Here is an 18,483-nt window from a genome sequence, read left to right on the forward strand (position 1 = left end):
GGTCAGCTCTTCTTCCCGCCCCAGGCCTCCGGGAACCCGGGCAGGTCCTCGCAGCCGCAGAGCGCGTAGTGCAGCGGCGGCATGTCGGGCTGGAGGTAGTCCCCCAGGGTCTCGCCGGTGACCTTGGGCTGCGGCAGGTTCCACGTCTCCGGCACCTGCTCGCCCCCGAGGATTCTCAGTGCGGCGATGATCGGGGTGCGCCACTGATAGGTCGGGTACGTGGGCGCGACGGCGGTGAGACCGGCGTCCTTCCACTTCTGCAGGAAGTCCTGCTGGTCCTCGCCGTTGATCGGCGGCACCGGCAGGCCGGCGTCCTCGAACGCCTCGATCGCGGCCACCGCCGTGGCGCCCGCGTCCATCCAGACGCCGTCGATCTTGCCGTGCCGCTGGATGTAGTCGCTGACGATGTTCTTGGTCTTGGCGGCGTCGCCGTCGGTGAACTCCACCCCCACCACCTGGAGGTCGCTCTGGTCGAAGACCACCTTCGCCGCCGACCAGCGGGTCTCCAGCACGTCGACGCCGGGCAGGATGCGCAGCGCCAGCACCTTGCCGCCCGCGGGCACCTTCTCGGTCAGGAACTCGGCGGCGTCGGCGCCGAAGGCGTAGCCGCCGATGGGTTTGATGAACGTCACCGGGCAGTCCGTCTCCACGCCCCGGTCGAACACGATGACGGGCACCTTCTCGCAGGCGGCCGTGACGGCGGGGGTGAGCGTCGCCGTGGTGTTCGGCGAGACGATCAGCGCGTCGCAGCCCTTGGCCTGCAGCTCGGCGATGTCGGAGATCTGCTTGTCGTCCTTGCCCTCGGCGTCCAGGGCGGTGAACTTCCCGATCTCCTCGTGCAGGCCCACCTCGGCCTGCATCGTCTTCCATCCGACCTGCCGCCAGGGGTTGTCGATCGCCGCGTTGGAGAAGCACAGGTGGTACGGCCCGTCCTTCTTGTACTGCGCCGTGTCGATCATCTTCGGGGCGATGGCCTGCTCCCAGGGCCTGTCCTCCGGGCCCTCGGGTGTCTGGGAGCGCATGGCGAGCTGGGCGTCGAAGTCCGCCTGGACGAAGAACTTCGACTGGGCGCCCGTACCGGAATCCTGGGTGCTCGCGGCGGACGCCGCGGGCTCGGTGGCGGCGGTCGGTTTGTCGGTCGTACAGCCGGTGAGGACGAGCGCGGCCAGCACGGCGATGGCGGCCTTAGGACGCGGCATGGGCGTCTCCTGTTCGGGGGGTGGGCTTGCGGGGAAGCCGGACGGCTCCTGCCGCGATCGCGGCGATGATGATGACGCCCTGCACGGTGAACTCCAGCGCCCCCGAGACTCCGTACAGGTTGAGCAGGGTGAACAGCGCCTCCAGCGTGACGGCGCCCGCCATGGCGGCCGGCACGGAGCCGCGGCCGCCGCCGAGCGTCACGCCGCCGAGGACGACGGCGGTGATGGCGGAGAACTCCAGCCCCTGGCCGACCTGGGCCGAGACTCCGGCGAAACCGCCGAGCAGGATCGCCGCGACGGCCGCCGCCAGGCCGGAGAGCATGAAAGCGAAGATCTTGACCCGGTCGACCCGGACCCCGGACAGCGCCGCGGCGCGCTCGTTGTCGCCGGCGGCCATCAGCGTCTTTCCGAAGTCGGCGCGCATGAGCCGGATCGCCGCCGCGCCCAGGACCACGAGGATCAGCACCGACCACGGCACCGGCCCGAGGCCGCCGCGGCCGAAGACGCGGAAGCCCTCCGACAGCGCGCCCCGCGGCGCGCCGCCGGTCCACAGGAACACCGCCCCGGACAGGACGAGCAGCATGCCGAGCGTCACGATGAACGACGGCACCCGCATCTTGGTGGTGACCACGCCGTTGACCAGCCCGACGAGCAGCCCGGCGGCGATCAGCAGGGCGAGGACCGGCCAGGTGGCGGACTCGTCGCCGTCGATGAGGCGTGCGGCGATCACCACCTCGGCCGTCACCAGCGAGCCGACCGACAGGTCGAACTCGCCGGAGACGATGACGAAGTACTGTCCCGCGGCGAGGATCACCAGCGGCGCGGCCCGCTTGAGGAACGCCAGGAATCCGGCGGGCTCCAGGAAGTGGGGGTTGACCAGGGCGATCGCGGTGAGCAGCGCCGCGAGGACCGCGAGGACGGGAAGCGCCCGCCTCATGCCGGCCGTCCCTGGGTGCGCCGGGCGTAGACGGCCACGGCGACGACGATGACCACGCCGCGGACCACGTCCTTGACGAAGGAGTTGACCTCGAGCTGGTTGAAGAGGGTGTCCAGGACGGCCAGCAGCAGGACTCCGGCCACGGTTCCGGCCACGCCGCCCTTGCCGCCTGCCAGCGCGGTCCCGCCGAGCACGACCGCGGCGATCGACTCCAGGTCGTAGCCGCCGTCGGTGCCCACCGTGGGGGCTCCGGCGCCGAGCCTGCTGGCCAGCAGCAGGCCCGCGACGCCGGCGCAGACGGAGCACAGCACGTGGGCGAGCACGATGACCCGGCCGGTGCGGATCCCGGACAGGCGGGCGACCTCCTCGTTCCCGCCGACCGCGTAGATGCGGTAGCCGAGCCGGGTCCTGCTCAGCAGGAACCAGGCCGCGACGGCCACGCCCGCCCAGAGCAGGGCGGAGACGGGGACCGGCCCGATCCGGGAGTAGCCGAGGACCTGGAACGACTCGGGCACCGCGCCCGCGGGCCCGTCGTAGAGGTGGTCGACGACGCCTTTGATGATCAGGGCGACGCCGAGCGTGGCGATGAAGGCGTGGACCCGGAGCCCGGTGATGACCAGGCCGTTGACCAGCCCCACCAGGGCGCTGACGGCCAGCACCGCGGCGACCGCCTGCCCGATGTTCCCGTCCTGGCCCGCCATGATCTCCGCCGCGACCAGCGAGGTCAGGCTGATCAGGTACGCCACCGACAGGTCGAGCGACCCGGCCAGGATCGCCAGCGTCTGCCCGATCGCCACGATGCCGAGGGCCGCGGAACGCTGCTGGATCCCGACGACGCTCTCCAGGGTGAGGAACTGACCGCCGTCGAGCGCGACGAGGGCCCAGCCGGCCGCGACCAGGCCGAGCAGCGCGAGGAACAGCACCTGCGCGGGGTCGCGCGGGCGGGCGCGCGTGAGCAGGTGCATTCAGGCCGCCTCTCCCGCGGCCAGCCGCATGACGGCCTCCTCCGAGGCACCGGCCGGCAGCGTGCCCGCGATGCGGCCGTCGCGCAGGACGACGATGCGATCGCTCATGCCGATGAGCTCGGGCAGCTCGGAGGAGATCATCATGATGGCCATGCCGTCGTTCGCCAGTTCGCGCATCAGGTCGTGGATCGCGGCCTTGGCCCCGACGTCGACCCCCCGGGTGGGCTCGTCGAACAGCAGCACCCGCGGCGCCATCGTCAGCCATTTGACGAGCACCGCCTTCTGCTGGTTGCCGCCGGACAGGTAGCGGACCTCCTGGTCCCGGCGCGCGGGCGAGAGGCGTACGCGTTCGAGCAGGCCGCCGACGGCGGCGCGGTTCCCGCCGCCCACCGCGCGGGCGACGAGCAGGACGTTGTCGCGTACGGACTGGCGCAGCGCGAGCCCTTCGGCCTTGCGGTCCTCGGTCACGAGCCCGATGCCCAGGGCCACGCCTTCCCGGACCGAGCGCGGGCGTGCCGGGATCATCTCGCCCGTGGTGAACGGCTCGGCGCCGAAGATCGCCCGGGCCAGCTCCGATCGGCCGGAGCCCTGCAGGCCCGCGATGCCGACGATCTCCCCGGCCCGCAGCTCCAGGTCGATGTCGCGGAGTCGGTGGTTGCCCGCGCCGCGCAGGCTGAGGCGTACCTCGCCGGCGCCCGCCGAGCGGGGCGGGAAGTAGGTGCCGAGGTCGCGGCCCACCATCAGGCGGATCAGCTCGCCGGGGGTGATCTCGCCGATCGGCAGGGTGGTGACGCGGGAGCCGTCCTTGAGCACGGTGACCCGGTCGGCGAGGTCGAACACCTCGCGTAATCGGTGGGAGATGTAGACGACGGCGACGCCGCGTTCCCTCAGCCGCCCGATCAGCCGGTAGAGCGATTCGACCTCGTGCTCGGCGAGCGCGGCGCTGGGCTCGTCCATGACGACGAGCCGGGCGTTCACCGACAGCGCCTTGACGATCTCGACGATCTGCTGCTGGGCCACCGGCAGGCGCTTGACGACGTCGCGCGGGCCGAAGGAGTTCTCGCCCAGCTCGTCGAGGAGCCGCGCGGTCGCCTCTTCCATGGCGGCCCGGTCGACCAGGCCGCGCCGGACGGGCTCGCGCCCGAGGAACACGTTCTCGGCGACGGTGCGCTCGGGCAGCAGGTTGAACTCCTGGTAGATGATCGCGATGCCGGAGCGCCGCGCCTCGATCGGATGGCCGAAGGAGACGGGCCGGCCGTCGATCTCGATGGCGCCCTCGTCGGGCGCGTGGACCCCGCAGATGATTTTCATGAGGGTGGATTTGCCGGCGCCGTTCTCGCCGACGACGGCGTGGACCTCGCCGGCCGTCACCGACAGGTCCACCCCGGACAGCACCCGCACGCCCAGGAAGCTCTTGCCGATGCCTCGCATGCTCAGCATCCGGTCAGCCTCCCGGGGCTGTGAGGAAAGTTTCAGGCCCAAGCCTCTTGGTGCGGGATGCTAAAGCGGGCTTATATCGACGGTCAAGCAAAAGTCAGGCACCCTAATGACGTAATCATCGGGATGACGTGGGCGAGACGGGCGGCGATGGGCCGGCAGCGCCGCGGAATCGGACGACGAAGAGCCTACTTATACTTGACCATCGGCGAAATCGGCTCTTACCATCGCGAAGACTCACTTCCGTTACATGCGGGGGTAGTCCCGACACGATGGGGCTTTCATGAGCAAGCTCGGTGTGTGGCTTATCGGGGCACGAGGGTCCGTGGCGACCACTGCCATTGTGGGCGCCGCGGCCATAAGAGCGGGAGCGGCGTCCCCCCGTGGATGCGTGACCGAGTCCGCCGGCTTTCCGGGGCGGCTGGTTCCGCTGACCGCCCTGGTCTTCGGTGGCCATGACGTCGCTGAAATCTCCTTATGCAAGCGCGCCGAACAACTGGCCCGGGCGGAGGTCATCTCACCGGACCTGCCGGAGCTGCTCGCGTCCGATCTGGAAGCCGCCGACGCCGAGATCCGGCCGGGCCACGTCCCCGGCGACGGGCAGAGCGCGGCGCGGCTGATCGACGACATCGCCGGCTTCCGCGCCCGCAACGGGTTATCCCGGGTGGTCGTCGTCAACGTGTCCTCGACCGAGCCGCCGGTGGACGCGCGCCCGGAGTTCGGCACGCTGGCCGACCTGGAGGAGCGGATCGCCGCGGGGGACGACGTCCTGCCGCCGAGTTCGCTGTACGCCTACGCGGCCTTCCACGCGGGGTGCGGTTACGTGGAGTTCACTCCGTCCACCGGGCCGGCCCTGCCCGCCCTGGCGGAGCTCGCCGCCCTCCAGAAAGTGCCGTACGCGGGACGCGACGGCAAGACCGGCGAGACCCTGGTCAAAAGCGCCCTGGCACCCATGTTCGCGGACCGGGCGCTCCGGGTCCGCTCCTGGTCCGGGCTCAACCTGCTCGGCGGCGGCGACGGGGCGACGCTCGCCGATCCCGCCGCCAGGTCCAGCAAGCGGCTCTCCAAGGACCAGGTCGTCGCGAAGGTCCTGGGAGAACCCGTGGAGGGTGAGACGCACATCGACTACGTCCCGGATCTCGGCGAGTGGAAGACCGCCTGGGACCACGTGAGCTTCGAGGGCTTTCTCGGCGTCCGGATGACGATGCAGTTCACCTGGCAGGGCTGCGACTCGGCGCTGGCCGCGCCGCTCGTCCTGGACCTGGCCCGGCTGGTCGCCCGCGCGCACGAGAAAGGACGGCACGGCGTCCTGCCAGAGCTGGCGTACTTCTTCAAGAGCCCGCTGGGGACGGACGAGCACTCCCTGGCCGCCCAGTACGCCCGGCTGCGCGCCTTCGCCGAGGAGCTGTCATGAGGGCACTGCTCGAACTGGTCCGCGCACCGGCCGCGCTGTCGGTGCCGGGCGACACCCTGGCGGGGGCCGCCGCCGCGGGACGGCGGCCGGCGGCCGGCCTGGCCCTGGCGTCGGTACTCATGTACTGGTCGGGAATGGCGCTCAACGACTGGGCGGACCGCGAGGAGGACGCCGCCGAGCGTCCCGAGCGCCCGATCCCGTCGGGCCGGATCAGCCCGGGCGCCGCGCTCGGGCTCGCGGCCGCCCTGACCGGCGCGGGCCTGGCCACCGCCGCCCTCGCCGACGGCCGTCGCGGTCTCACCGTCGCCGGTCTGCTGGCCGGCGCGGTCTGGGCGTACGACCTGCGGCTCAAACGGACGGCGGCGGGACCGGCGTCGATGGCGGCCTGCCGGGTGCTCGACGTTCTGCTGGGCGCGGGCGACCAGACCAGGGCCGCGCTGCCCGCGGCGCTGTCGATAGGCGCGCACACGTACGGGATCAGCGTCCTCGGCCGTGCCGAGGTGACGGGGGCGGCACCCGGCACGGCCGAGCGCGCGCTGGCGGCCAGCACCGTGGCGGCCGGGCTCGCGGCCGTCACCTGCGTGCGCGGCGGAGCCGCCGCCCGGGCCGGGGCGGGCGTCCTCATCGCCGGCTACCTCGCCTCCACCGTCCCGGTCCAGGCCGGGTTACGGACCCTGCCCGACCCCGGGAACGTCCGGCGGGCCGTCCGGCTGAGCATCCTCGGCCTGATCCCGCTCCAGGCGGCGGTGGTCGCGGGCGGCGGCCGGTTCGCGACGGCGGGCGCGCTGCTGTGCTCGCTCCCCGCGGGCCGGTGGCTCTCATCCCGGGTGGCGACCTCGTGAACTGGGCCTACTGCACCAACGGCTTCGCCGGCCACCGGCTCCCCGAGGCGCTCGCCGTCCTGGCCGACCTGGGGTACACGGGTGCGGCCATCACCCTCGACCACGGTCACCTCGACCCCTACGCCCCCGGGCTGGCCGCGGAGGTGTCCAGGATCGCCGGGGTCTGCGACCGCCTCGGCCTCGGCGTCGTGGTCGAGACGGGCGGGCGCTACACCCTCGACCCCGTGCGCAAACACCACCCGACCCTCATCAGCGAGGACGCCGGACGCCGGGCGGAGTTCCTGATCACGGCGATGCGCGTCGCCGCCGACCTGGGCGCTCCCGTGGTGCATCTGTGGAGCGGCGTCCAGCCCGGCGGCATGCCGGAGGCGGAGGCGTACTCGCGGCTGGCCCGCCAGTGCGCGCGGCTGCTCGACGAGGCCGATCGGGCGGGCGTCACGCTGGGGTTCGAACCCGAGCCCGGGATGCTGGTCGCCGACCTGGACGGCTACGAGCGGCTGCGCGCGATGCTCGGCGGCCATCCCCGGTTCGGCCTCACTCTCGACATCGGGCACTGCCACTGCGTGGAGCCGGAGGATCTGGACACCTGTCTGCGGCGGGCGCTCCCGTACACCGTGCACGTGCAGATCGAGGACATGCGGCGGGGCGTCCACGAGCACCTGGAGTTCGGCGAGGGCGAGATCGACTTCGCGCCGGTGCTCGCCGCCCTGCGCGGCTACCCGGGTCTGGTGGCCGTGGAGCTGGCCCGGCACAGCCATGCGGCCCCGCAGGTGGCCCGCCGATCGATCGAGTTCCTGAGGAGGGCCCATGAACGAGCCGGCACAGGAGTGGCGGGCCTCGGCCGTCCGGCAGGTCGAGGCTGACCCGCAGGCGATCCACCGGCTCTTCCCGCAGGCCGAACGGCGGGGCGGCCCGGGCGCCCGGCGCGCGCTGCTCGGCGCGCTGCGCGGCGACCACGCCGTGATCCGCAGCCTGTACGAGGGCGGCGACAGCGGCGAGCGGCTGGCGATCCTGACCGTCCTGCACGAGCTCGGCCTGGAAGACGCGGCCGTCGCGCTGGTGGAGGACGCGCTGCGCACCAACGACGCGCGGCTGGTCGCCGCGGCCCTCGGCCCGTACGGGTCGGCGTGGCTGGACGACCACGCCTTCCGGCAGGGGGTGCTCAAGTGCGTCTTCATGTCGATCCCGCTGGCGGCGGTGGCCGGGCTGGACCGCCGCTTCGACGCCGAGCTGGCCCGGATGCTGTCCGACTACGCCGCCGAGCTGCGGGCGGCCGGCCGGCCCGTCCCGCGCGACGTCCTGGAGAGGATCTGAATGCGCATCTTCGACCCCCACATCCACATGACCTCCCGGACCACCGACGACTACGAGCGCATGCACGCCGCGGGGGTGCGGGCCGTCGTCGAGCCCGCCTTCTGGCTGGGACAGCCCCGCACCAACGTGGGCAGCTTCCTCGACTACTTCGACGCGCTGCTCGGCTGGGAGCCCTACCGCGCCGCGCAGCACGGCATCCGCCACCACTGCGCGCTCGCGCTCAACCCCAAGGAGGCGAACGATCCGCGGTGCGCGGCGGTGCTGGCCGAGTTGCCGCGTTATCTGCTGAAGGGCTCCGTCGTCGCGGTCGGGGAGGTCGGCTACGACTCGATGACGGCGGAGGAGGAGAGGGTGTTCGAGGCCCAGCTCACGCTGGCGCAGGAGCACGAGCTCCCGGTGCTCGTGCACACTCCGCACCGGGACAAGGCCGCGGGCACCCGCCGGACGCTCGACGTGGTGCGGGTCGCCGGGATACCGCCCGGGCGGGTGCTCATCGACCACCTCAACGAGATGACCGTCGGCATGGTCGCGGAGTCGGGCTGCTGGATGGGGTTCTCGATCTACCCGCACACCAAGATGGACCCGGACCGGATGGTGGCCCTGCTCAAGGAGTACGGCACGGACAGGATGCTGGTGAACTCGGCCGCCGACTGGGGACGGAGCGACCCGCTCAAGACACGCCAGGTGGCCGACGCCATGCTCGCGGCGGGCTTCGGCGAGGACGACGTGGATCAGGTGCTGTGGCGCAATCCGGTCGCCTTCTACGGGCAGAGCGGCCGGCTCGACATCGACACCGGCTCGGAAACCGGTGCCGACTACGCCGGCAACACGATCAAGCGGGGCTGACCATGCGGCTGCGCCATCCGGACGGCTCGACGGTTCATCTGTCCTACTGCACCAACGTCCACGCCGCCGAGGACCTCCCCGGCATCCACCATCAGCTGTCCGGCGTCGCGGCCCGGGTCCGGCGCCTGCTCGGCACCGAACGGCTCGGGCTCGGGCTCTGGCTGTCCCAGCGCGCCGCCGCGGACCTCACCGCCCGGCCCGGAGAGCTCGCGGCGCTGCGCGAGCGGCTGACCGCGCTCGGGCTGGAGGTCGTGACCCTGAACGGGTTCCCCTACCGCGGCTTCCAGGACGAGGTCGTGAAGTACCGCGTCTACACCCCCGACTGGGCCGACCCGGAGCGGCTGCGCCACACGCTCGCGCTCGCCCGGATCCTCGCCGCGCTGCTGCCGGACGACGTCTCCGAGGGCACGATCTCGACCCTGCCCCTCGCCTGGCGGACCGGGTGGACGAGCGAGAAGGCGGCGGCGGTGCGGGCCAACCTCGACGCGGCCGCCCGGGGCCTGCGCGCGCTGGCGAGCCGTACCGGCAAGGTGATCCGGCTGGGCTTCGAGCCCGAGCCGGGCTGCATCGCCGAGACGACGTCCCAGGCGAGCGCCCTGCTGGGCGACGCGGACCACGACCACCTCGGCCTCTGCATGGACGCCTGCCACATGGCCGTGGGGTTCGAGGAGCCCGGGGTGGACGCCGCCGGCGGGCTGCCGATCGTGAAGCTCCAGGCGTCGTGCGCCCTGGTGGCGCCGCCGGGGGCGCAGCGGGCGCTGGCCGCGTTCGACGAGCCCCGCTTCCTCCATCAGACGCGCTCCGCCAGCGGGTACGCCGACGACCTGGGCGAGGCCCTGGCCGGCGCGCTGCCCGCGGACGAGAGCTGGCGCGTGCACTTCCACGTCCCGCTGCACGACGCGCCGCCCCCGCCGCTCACCACCAGCGCCCCCTACCTGCGGCGCCTGCTGGAGACGCTGCTCGGCGGGGAGCGCCCGCTGACCAGGCACGTCGAGGTGGAGACCTACACCTGGCACGTGCTGCCCGGCGCGCCGGCCGACATCGCGGAAGGCATCGCCGCCGAGCTCGACTGGATGCGGGGGCAGCTCGCCGCCCTCGGCCTGAAGGAGACGTGATGGCACCGCTGATCGTGGTCAACGTGGTCGGGCTCACCCCGCGCCTGCTCGCGCACATGCCGAACGTGGCGAAGGCGGGCTCGGCGGCGACGCTGCGGCCCGTGCTGCCCGCCGTCACCTGCTCGATGCAGGCCACCCTGCTCACCGGTTCGATGCCCCGCGACCACGGCATCGTCGGCAACGGGTGGTACTTCCGGGATCTCGGCGAGGTGCTGCTGTGGCGCCAGCACAACGCGCTCATCCAGGGCGACCAGCTGTGGACCGCCGCGCCCGGCCTGCGTACCGCCAACGTCTGCTGGTGGTACGCGATGGGCGCGCCTTCCGACCTGCTCGTCACCCCGCGCCCCGTCTACCACGCCGACGGCCGCAAGTCGCCCGACTGCTACACCCGCCCGCCCTCGCTCCACGACGACCTGGAGGCCGCGCTGGGGCCGTTCCCCCTGTTCACCTACTGGGGCCCCACCGCGGGGATCGCCTCCTCCGAGTGGATCATCGCCGCCGCCCGCCGCATCCTGGCCCGCGAGCGGCCGGACCTGCTGCTGGTCTACGTGCCCCACCTCGACTACGACCTCCAGCGGTACGGTCCCGACGGTCCCGAGGCGGTCGCGGCCGCCCGCGCGGTCGACGCCGCGCTGGCTCCGCTCCTGGCCGAGGAGGCCGAGGTGGTCGTGCTCTCCGAGTACGGCATCACCCCGGCGTCCCGCCCGGTGGACATCAACCGGGCGCTGCGCCGCGCGGGTCTCCTGGAGGTCTACGTCCAGGCCGGGATGGAGTATCTCGACCCGTGGACGTCCCGGGCCTTCGCCGTCGCCGACCATCAGGTGGCCCACGTGTACGTGCGCGACCCCGGCGACGTCGACCGCGCCCGCGCCGTCATCGCCGAGCTGGCCGGCGTGGACGAGGTGCTCGGCCAGGCGGGGAAGGCGAAGTACGGGCTCGACCACGAACGCGCCGGCGAGCTCGTCGCGGTGGCGGAGCCGGACGCCTGGTTCACCTACTACTACTGGCTCTCCGACGACCGCGCCCCCGACTTCGCCAGGATCGTGGACATCCACCGCAAACCCGGCTACGACCCGGCCGAGCTGTTCATGGACCCGGGCGATCCGTTCGTCAAGCTGCGCGCGGCGACGGCGCTCGCCAGGAAGAAGCTGGGCTTCCGGTACACGATGCGGGTGGTGCCGCTCGACCCGTCGCCGGTGCGGGGCAGCCACGGCCGGCTGCCCGATCGCGCCGACGACGGGCCGGTGATCATCGGCCCCTTCGACCGCGACTCCTACGACGCGACCGAGGTCAAGGGACTCCTGACCGCGCTGGCCCGGAGAGTCCGCTGACCGCTCCCCCGTGACCGGAAGCCCCGGCGCGGCGGCCCGGATCGCCGCGCCGGGGGCCGGTGGACGGGCGGCGTCAGCCGCGGGTCCACTTCTGGTTGGTCGCTCCGGTGCAGGACCAGATCTGCACCCTGGTGCCGTTGGCGGTGCCGTACCCGCTGACGTCCAGGCACTTGTTCGCGCCCACGGCGGTGACGCTGCCGTCGGCGTTCAACGTCCACTTCTGGTTGTTCTGGCCGTTGCAGTCCCAGATGATCACCGCGGTGCCGTCCGCCGTGCCCGCTCCATTCACGTCGAGGCACTTGTTGCCGTACACCCGGAGCTCACCGGCGCCGGTGGCGGTCCACTGCTGGTTGGGCTGGCCGTTGCAGTCCCAGATGTGCACCTGGGCGCCGTTGGACTGGGAGGCGCCGCTGACGTCCAGGCACCGGTTCGAGGCCACGCCCCGCAGCGCTCCCGTGCCGCCGGCCAGTTCCTTGATACGGATGTCACGGAAGGAGACCACGTCACCGGGCCCGTGGTTCTGGATGCCGATGTGGCCCTGCTGCAGGGAGCGGGCCGGGTCGGTGTTGGTGAAATCGTTGATCTTGCTGCCGTTCAGGAACACCTGCAGCCGCTCACCCTCGACCAGCAGTTCGTAGGTGTTCCACTGGCCCGGCAGGTTGAGCGCCGCGTCACGGGCGGCGAGGTCCGCGGACTGGACCCCGTAGATCGCCCCGGTGGTCTTGTCCGGGGTGTCGGTCGCGTCGATCTGCACCTCGTATCCGGTGTCGAGCGCCGCCTGGGGATCGCCGGTGGCGGGGAACCCGACGATCACGCCGGAGTTGGCGTCGCCGGTCAGCTTCCAGTCGAGCTTGAGCGAGTAGGAGCCGAACTCCTTCGCGTCGTACCACAGCATCCCCATGCCGCCCTGCGAGGTCAGCGTGGCGTCGCTGTTGGCGAACGACCCCGGCCCCGCCTGCGACCAGCCGGTCGTCGAGCCGTTGTACAGCGGCGTGTACCCGGTCTCCGGGCGGCAGTCGGCGTTGACGGCCTTGGCCGCGTACCGGATCCCGCCGAGCAGCAGCGCGCGGAAGTCCGGGTCGGCGTACGACTCCTGGGTGTGGCCCAGGCCGGTGTAGAACGCACGGCCGGCGGCCTGCGGGTGGCACCAGGTGATCGGGTGGTCGCCCATGCTGCCGCCGCTGTAGCTGCCCTCGTCCAGGCTCTGCAGCACCCGGACGTCCGGGCGGGGGTTGGAGCGGTAGTTGTACCACTCGTCGGTGCGGGTCCAGCGGGTCCCGAGGTGCGCGGTCGCGGCGTGCGCCCGGTCCTCGTTCCGTACGGTGGCCTGCTGGATCGCCGGATGGCTGGCGAACCAGGCGCCCATCAGCTGCCCGTAGTACGGCCAGTCGTACTCGGTGTCGGCGGCCGCGTGCACGCCGACGACTCCGCCCCCGCCGTCCACGTACGCCTCGAAGGCGGTCTGCTGGCTGTTGTTCAGTACGTCGCCGGTCGTGCTGAGGAACACCACCGCCTGGTACTGGGCCAGGTTGGCCGTGGTGAAGGCGCTGGAGTCCTCGGTGGCGTCGACGTCGAAGTCGTTGGCGGTCCCCAGGTCGCGGATGGCCTGGATCCCGGCGGGGATCGCGTCGTGCCGGAACCCGGCCGTCTTGGAGAACACCAGCACCTTGAAGGCGGCGGCCTGGGCGGGGACGGCGGGGAGCACCGTCGCGGCGGCGGTGATCGCCGCCACTGTCAGTACTGACAGGCGCCGCAGTACGGAGGTCTTGCGGGCGCCCCCGGGCGGGGTCGGATGTCGCAGCATGAGTGTCCCTTTCAGACGCGGGTCCAGCGCTGGTTGGTTCCTCCGGTGCAGGTCCAGATCTGTGCCTTGGTGCCGTTGGCGGTTCCGTTGACGTCCAGGCACTTGTTCGCGCCGACCGCGGTGATGCTGCCGTCGGCGTTCAGCGTCCACTTCTGGTTGTTCTGGCCGTTGCAGTCCCAGATGATCACCGCGGTGCCGTCGGCCGTCCCGGCTCCGTTCACATCGAGGCACTTGTCGCCGTACACCCGGAGCTCACCGGCGCCGGTGGCGGTCCACTCCTGGTTGCTCTGACCGTTGCAGTCCCACAGCTGCGCCTGCGCGCCGTTGGCCTGGGAGGCGCCGTTGACGTCCAGGCACCGGCCCGACGCGACGCCCTCGAACGCGCTCGTGCTCTCCACGGGCGGGGTGCCGGTCTCGAAGGTGAAGGCGTCCACGTCGAACAGGTAGCCCTGTCCGGTCGGGCCGCGGAAGACCAGGTACAGCGTCGTCGTGCCGGCCGGCGCGCCGCTGAGCTGTGCCGAGACCTCGGTGAAGGTGTCCCAGCCGCCGGTGCTCGCCACGTTCGCGGTGCCGAGCAGGGTGCCTGTCGCCGAGCCCGCCCGCACCTCGATCCTGCCGCCCGCGCCGGCCGAGGACACCCGGGCGGTGATCCTCGTCGCGCCGCTCAGCCGGTACGGGTGGAAGGAGATCCAGTCGCCGTCGTCGATGAAGCCGGCCGTCACGCCGCCTTCCGCGCTCTCGTGCTCGGCCGTCTGGATGCCCTGGTGGGCGGCGAAGTGCTCCGCCTGCCGGTGCCGTGGCTGGAGCGTGCGGACGCTGGTGGAGGTCAGACCGCCCTGGTCGGTGTAGGAGGCCTCCAGGACGCCGTAGATGTTGGCCGCGACGTCGTGCTCGCCGTCGATCGGCACCGAGATGGTGCCCGAGCAGCCGGTCTTGGAGGTGATCTGGTGGCGGTGGCTGTCGTGGCCGAGGAAGTAGGCGACGGTGACCCGGCCGCAGTCGATCGTGCCGTCCTCCGGGTCGCCGACGGTGACCTCGAAGGGCACGGTGTCGCCGAAGGAGAAGAGCTGCCCGTCGGCCGGGGCGGTGAGGGTGACCGTGGGCGCGGTGTTGCCGACGGTCACGATCACGCTCGCCGTGCCGGTGAGGCCCTGCGGGTCCCGGACGGTGAGCGTCGCCGTGTAGGTGCCTTCCGTGGAGTAGGTCTTGGTCGGGTTCGCCGCCGTGGAGGTGGTGCCGTCGCCGAAGTTCCACGCGTACGTGAGCGCGCCGCCCTCCGGATCCGAGCTGCCCGCCGAGGAGAAGGCCACCGTGAGCGGCGCCGGTCCGGACGTCCTGTCGGCGGAGGCCTTGGCGATCGGGTTGCGGTCGGCGTCGCCGATGTACTCGATGCGGTAGAGCGCCTGGTTGTTGCCGCCGGTGCCGTAGTCGAGGACGTACAGGGCTCCGTCGGGGCCGAAGGCCATGTCCATCACCTGCGTCCCGGACCAGGGGAAGGCCGAGATCTCCCCGTACCCGCCGTCCTGCCTGACCTCGATCGCCTTGATCCAGCGCCGGCCGTACTCACCGGCGAAGAACCGCCCGTCGAGCGACTGGGGGAACTTGACGGCCGAGTTCAGGCTCGGGTCGTAGCGGTAGACGGGGCCGCCCATCGGCGACTCCGACCCGGAGCCGAACTCGGGCGGGCTCCCCGCGTCCCCCGCGTACCGGATCCACGCCGGCTTCGCCGGCGGCAGTGTGGTCAGGCCGGTGTTGCGGAAGGAGTCGTTGGCCGGGCCGCCCGCGCAGTCGTACTTCGGGCCGGTGCTGTTGGTGGCGAAGTTCCACGCGTTGTAGGTCTCGGCGGTGGTGTTCGTGCCGGTGCAGTACGGCCAGCCGTAGTTGCCCGGACCGGTGATGCGGTTGAACTCCACCTGCCCGCTCGGCCCGCGGCTGGAGTTCGTCACGCCCGCGTCCGGCCCGTAGTCGCCGAGGTAGACGACGCCGGTCGCCTTGTCCACGCTCATCCGGAACGGGTTGCGGAAGCCCATCGCGTAGATCTCCGGCCGGGTCCTGGCCGTGCCCGGCGGGAACATGTTGCCGGCGGGGATCGTGTAGGTGCCGTCGGGCTCGGGGTGGATGCGCAGGAGCTTGCCCCGCAGGTCGTTGGTGTTGGCGGACGAGCGCTGGGCGTCGTACTGCGGGTTGCGGTTGGTCCGCTCGTCCAGCGGGGAGTAACCGCCCGACTCGAACGGGTTGGTGTCGTCGCCGGTGGTCAGATAGAGGTTGCCGGCGGCGTCGAAGTCGATGTCCCCGCCCACGTGACAGCACTGGCCGCGGTCGTTCGGGACCCGCAGGACCACCTTCTCGCTGCTCAGGTCGAGAGTGTCGTCCGCCTTGAGGGTGAACCGGGACAGGTACAGCTCGCCCTTCCACTGGTCGAACTGGCTCTGCGTGCCGGTGCTCGGCGCGTCACCGTTCGGGGTGCTCAGCCGCGGCGAGTAGTAGAGCCACAGGTGCCGGTTGGCGGCGAAGCCGGGGTCGGCCGCCACGCCCTGCAGGCCCTCCTCGTCGTGGGTGTAGACGTTGAGCTTGCCGGCCACCTTCGTGTTGCCGGCGGCGTCGGTGACGCGGACCGTGCCGTCGCGTGCCGTGTGCACCACCGAGCGGTCCGGCAGCACGGCCAGCGACATCGCCTCGCCCAGTTCGGCGCCGCCCGAGGCGAGGGACACCTGCTGGTAGTCGGACGGCGGGATGTCGAGCGCGTTCGCGGGGGTGGCGGTGAGCGCGAGCGCGCCGGGGATGATGAGCGCCATCGTGGTCAGCATCGTGGTCAGCGAGGTGAGCCACGGACGTCGGGGCATGGGTGTTCCCTCCTGCGGCAGGAAGACCGGTCGGGGTAGGCGATGTCAGGAGCGGGTCCACTGCTGGTTGGTGCCGCCGTGGCAGGTCCAGATGTGCACCTTGGAGCCGTTGGCGGTGCCGTAGCCGCTGACGTCCAGGCACTTGTTCGCGCCCACGGCGGTGACGCTGCCGTCGGCGTTCAGCGTCCATCTCTGGTTGTTCTGGCCGTTGCAGTCCCAGATGATCACCGCGGTGCCGTCCGCCGTGCCGGCGCCGTTCACGTCCAGGCACTTGCCGCCGTAGACGCGCAGCTCACCGGCGCTGGTGGCGGTCCACTGCTGGTTCGTGCCGCCGTGGCAGTCCCAGATGTGCACCTGGGCGCCGTTGGACTGGGAAGCGCCGTCGACGTCCAGGCACCGGTTCGACCCGACACCCCTGAGGGTGCCCGTGTCGTCTCCCGGGGACTGGCCCCCGGGCCCGGCGGCGGCGATCACGGCCTGGGCTCCGGCCGGCCAGGCGCCGTTGGCGACGGTGACGTTGTTGTTCACCACGTTGCCGCGGTCGCCGTCGGTGACGTTGGTGCTGCCGTTGGTCGACCAGTTGCCGGTGACGGTGAAGTCACCCATGTTCTCGCCGTACCAGTAGTTGGCGGTGGCCCAGGTGCCGGTGTTCGACAGGACGTTGTTCCTGACGGTGTAGTACCGCGAGCCCTCGTCGAAGTAGATGCCGAACCAGCCGTTGGTGCGCAGGCAGTGGTTGTCGCTGATCACCGCGCCCGGGTTCCACGAGAGCGTGTAGATGCAGCCGCCGTCGGTCATCTGCTGCATGACGTCGTGCACGTAGTTGCCGACGAGCCGGTTGCCGGAGGCGGTGGTGGGCGTGGTGTAGCGCGGCTGGAAGTCGTACAGGCCGCGGTCGGCGTAGTGGGTGCTGCCGCCCGGCTCGTTGGCTCCCCAGCCGTACCCGATCGACAGGCCGGTGTACGGCAGGTTGTAGATCTCGTTGTGGGACACGTCGGTGCCGGTGACGTACGTGGTCAGGACCGAGACGATGCCCCGGTGGTCCAGGCCGAGGTCGTGGATGCGGTTGTGGCTGACGGTGATGTTCCGGTTGACCATCCGCTGGTCGCCCGGGTGGTGCGCGTCGCCGCGCACGCCGCCGGCCACGATGCCGCCGGCCGCGCTGTGGGCGATCTCCGACCGGGTGACCGTGATGTCGGAGGCGCCCAGGCCGACCCCGCTGGCGTGCGCGTTGGCGTCGTTGCCGATGCCGATGGCCGTCTGTCCCAGGTTGACGAAGCGCGAGTCGGTGAAGGTGACGTTGTTCGCCGCGGAGATCTGCACGGCGGCGGGCATCTGGTACCAGTTCGGCCGGGCCGCCTCGAACTGGCGGCAGCCCTGGTGGCAGGAGGTGAAGGCGGGCCAGTCCCAGTCGCCCGCTATGTAGGCGCCGGTCTGCTGGTCCACGTAGCCCTGGTCCTGGCCGGGGCCGAGCCAGCTCGTGCCGGTGAAGGTGATCCCGCTGAACGTGATGTGGTGCGCGGGCGCGTCGTAGGTTCCCCCCACGTGCACCAGCGACTCGAGCACCGGCAGCTCCACGCTGACCTCGGCCATGTTCTGCCCGGCGAGCGGGATGTAGGACAGCGCGCCGTTCGCGGGGTCGAGGTACCACTCCCCCGGCGAGTCGAGGAACTCGTAGGCGTTGACCAGGTAGAGCGGCCCGGCGCGGTGCGGGCTGGTGAAGGTGTCGTAGCCGAAGTTGTTGTTGTTCCAGGCGGGCTGCCGCATCGTGATGAGGTTTCCGCTGATGCTCTGCACGGGCGCGTACCGGTCGGTGAACGAGCCGATGCTCTCCATCTCCACCCGGCCCTGGTCGGCGAGGTTGTTCAGGTAGCTCAGCGCGCCGCTGGTGAACCTCATCCCGGTGCTGTTCGCGGTGAAGTCGGACCGGTTGACGGCGGTGCGGGCCCGGGTGGCGAGCGCGCCGTCGACGTACAGCTGGCGGGTGTCGGTCCCGGTCGCGACGGTGGCGCGCCAGATGTTCTTTCCGGCGTCGGCCAGGGTCCATCCGGTGACCGCCCTGGCTCCGCTGATGACCGGGTCGGCCCCCGCCGCGGCCTGCCATCTGACGGAGTAGCCGTTGTTGCCGGAGTCCGCGGCGGTCAACTGGAGCGGCGTGGACAGCCGGTACACCCCGCCGGCCAGTTCCACGACGATGTCGCCGGACATCCCGGCGTTCAGCGAACGTACCGCCGTCTGCGCGGCGGCCAGCGAGCAGGGCTGGGCGGAGGTGCAGGCGGTGCCGGTGCCGGCGGGTGACGCGTACAGGGTCGTGGTGGCCGCGCGGGCCGGGGACGCGGGGGCGACGAGGACGAACGCCGCGGCCAGCGCGGCGACGACGCCGATCAGGACCGGTCTCAGCATCGTGACGAGTGGCGGTAAGGGCACGGTGGTTCC

Annotated in this window: 14 protein-coding genes; 7 read left to right on the forward strand and 7 right to left on the reverse strand. The window is 71.8% G+C overall.

Annotation, left to right across the window (positions count from 1 at the left end; translation table 11 throughout):
• Nucleotides 1-2: 2 nt before the first annotated feature.
• The 4 genes from AB0J42_RS15845 to AB0J42_RS15860 are packed head-to-tail and all read right to left on the reverse strand — an operon-like array spanning nt 3 to nt 4,541.
• The gene (locus AB0J42_RS15845) at nt 3-1,199 is read right to left on the reverse strand and encodes a substrate-binding domain-containing protein (protein ID WP_364294244.1); all 1,197 of its coding nucleotides are present in this window, start codon (nt 1,197-1,199) and stop codon (nt 3-5) included.
• Nucleotides 1,186-2,136: an ABC transporter permease gene (locus AB0J42_RS15850; RefSeq protein ID WP_364294247.1), complete on the reverse strand. Its 951-nt coding sequence runs from the start codon at nt 2,134-2,136 to the stop codon at nt 1,186-1,188. The genes AB0J42_RS15845 and AB0J42_RS15850 overlap by 14 nt, the downstream gene beginning before the upstream one ends.
• Complete coding sequence (locus tag AB0J42_RS15855; protein WP_364294250.1) at nt 2,133-3,101, reverse strand: ABC transporter permease; 969 nt, start codon at nt 3,099-3,101, stop codon at nt 2,133-2,135. The genes AB0J42_RS15850 and AB0J42_RS15855 overlap by 4 nt, the downstream gene beginning before the upstream one ends.
• Entirely contained in the window at nt 3,102-4,541 is a 1,440-nt protein-coding gene (locus AB0J42_RS15860) for a sugar ABC transporter ATP-binding protein (RefSeq protein WP_364294253.1), read from the reverse strand.
• 280 nt (nt 4,542-4,821) lie between these two features.
• Between AB0J42_RS15860 and AB0J42_RS15865 the strand changes: the two genes are divergently transcribed.
• From AB0J42_RS15865 to AB0J42_RS15895, 7 genes are read left to right on the forward strand one after another with little or no spacing between them, the layout of a single operon-like run.
• Complete coding sequence (locus AB0J42_RS15865; protein ID WP_364294256.1) at nt 4,822-5,952, forward strand: inositol-3-phosphate synthase; 1,131 nt, start codon at nt 4,822-4,824, stop codon at nt 5,950-5,952.
• Entirely contained in the window at nt 5,949-6,794 is an 846-nt protein-coding gene (locus AB0J42_RS15870; protein WP_364294259.1) for an SCO3242 family prenyltransferase, read from the forward strand. Before AB0J42_RS15865 ends, AB0J42_RS15870 begins: the two co-directional genes overlap by 4 nt.
• A complete protein-coding gene (locus AB0J42_RS15875; RefSeq protein ID WP_364294262.1) occupies nt 6,791-7,657 on the forward strand; it encodes a sugar phosphate isomerase/epimerase family protein in 867 nt (288 codons plus the stop codon). The genes AB0J42_RS15870 and AB0J42_RS15875 overlap by 4 nt, the downstream gene beginning before the upstream one ends.
• Nucleotides 7,602-8,108, forward strand: a complete 507-nt coding sequence (locus AB0J42_RS15880; RefSeq protein WP_364294265.1) for an EboA domain-containing protein — start codon at nt 7,602-7,604, stop codon at nt 8,106-8,108. Before AB0J42_RS15875 ends, AB0J42_RS15880 begins: the two co-directional genes overlap by 56 nt.
• Nucleotides 8,109-8,954 (forward strand): TatD family hydrolase, encoded by an 846-nt coding sequence (locus AB0J42_RS15885; RefSeq protein ID WP_364294268.1) that lies wholly within the window; start codon nt 8,109-8,111, stop codon nt 8,952-8,954. It abuts the gene before it with no gap.
• 2 nt (nt 8,955-8,956) lie between these two features.
• Nucleotides 8,957-10,069 carry a metabolite traffic protein EboE gene (gene eboE / locus AB0J42_RS15890; RefSeq protein ID WP_364294271.1) on the forward strand — a complete coding sequence of 371 codons (1,113 nt, stop codon included), beginning with the start codon at nt 8,957-8,959 and terminating at the stop codon, nt 10,067-10,069.
• Nucleotides 10,069-11,400 (forward strand): nucleotide pyrophosphatase/phosphodiesterase family protein, encoded by a 1,332-nt coding sequence (locus AB0J42_RS15895; protein WP_364294274.1) that lies wholly within the window; start codon nt 10,069-10,071, stop codon nt 11,398-11,400. The genes eboE and AB0J42_RS15895 overlap by 1 nt, the downstream gene beginning before the upstream one ends.
• 73 nt (nt 11,401-11,473) lie before the next feature.
• Here the strand turns inward: AB0J42_RS15895 and AB0J42_RS15900 are convergent, their stop codons facing one another.
• From AB0J42_RS15900 to AB0J42_RS15910, 3 genes are read right to left on the reverse strand one after another with little or no spacing between them, the layout of a single operon-like run.
• Nucleotides 11,474-13,204, reverse strand: a complete 1,731-nt coding sequence (locus tag AB0J42_RS15900; protein ID WP_364294277.1) for a ThuA domain-containing protein — start codon at nt 13,202-13,204, stop codon at nt 11,474-11,476.
• Nucleotides 13,205-13,215: 11 nt separating this feature from the next.
• Nucleotides 13,216-16,047, reverse strand: coding sequence for a PQQ-dependent sugar dehydrogenase (locus tag AB0J42_RS15905; protein ID WP_364294280.1), 2,832 nt, complete (start codon nt 16,045-16,047; stop codon nt 13,216-13,218).
• A gap of 45 nt (nt 16,048-16,092) precedes the next feature.
• The gene (locus AB0J42_RS15910) at nt 16,093-18,450 is read right to left on the reverse strand and encodes a ricin-type beta-trefoil lectin domain protein (protein WP_364294283.1); all 2,358 of its coding nucleotides are present in this window, start codon (nt 18,448-18,450) and stop codon (nt 16,093-16,095) included.
• Nucleotides 18,451-18,483 lie beyond the last annotated feature (33 nt).

It is taken from the genome of Nonomuraea sp. NPDC049649 (assembly GCF_040675175.1).
Lineage (GTDB): Bacteria > Actinomycetota > Actinomycetes > Streptosporangiales > Streptosporangiaceae > Nonomuraea.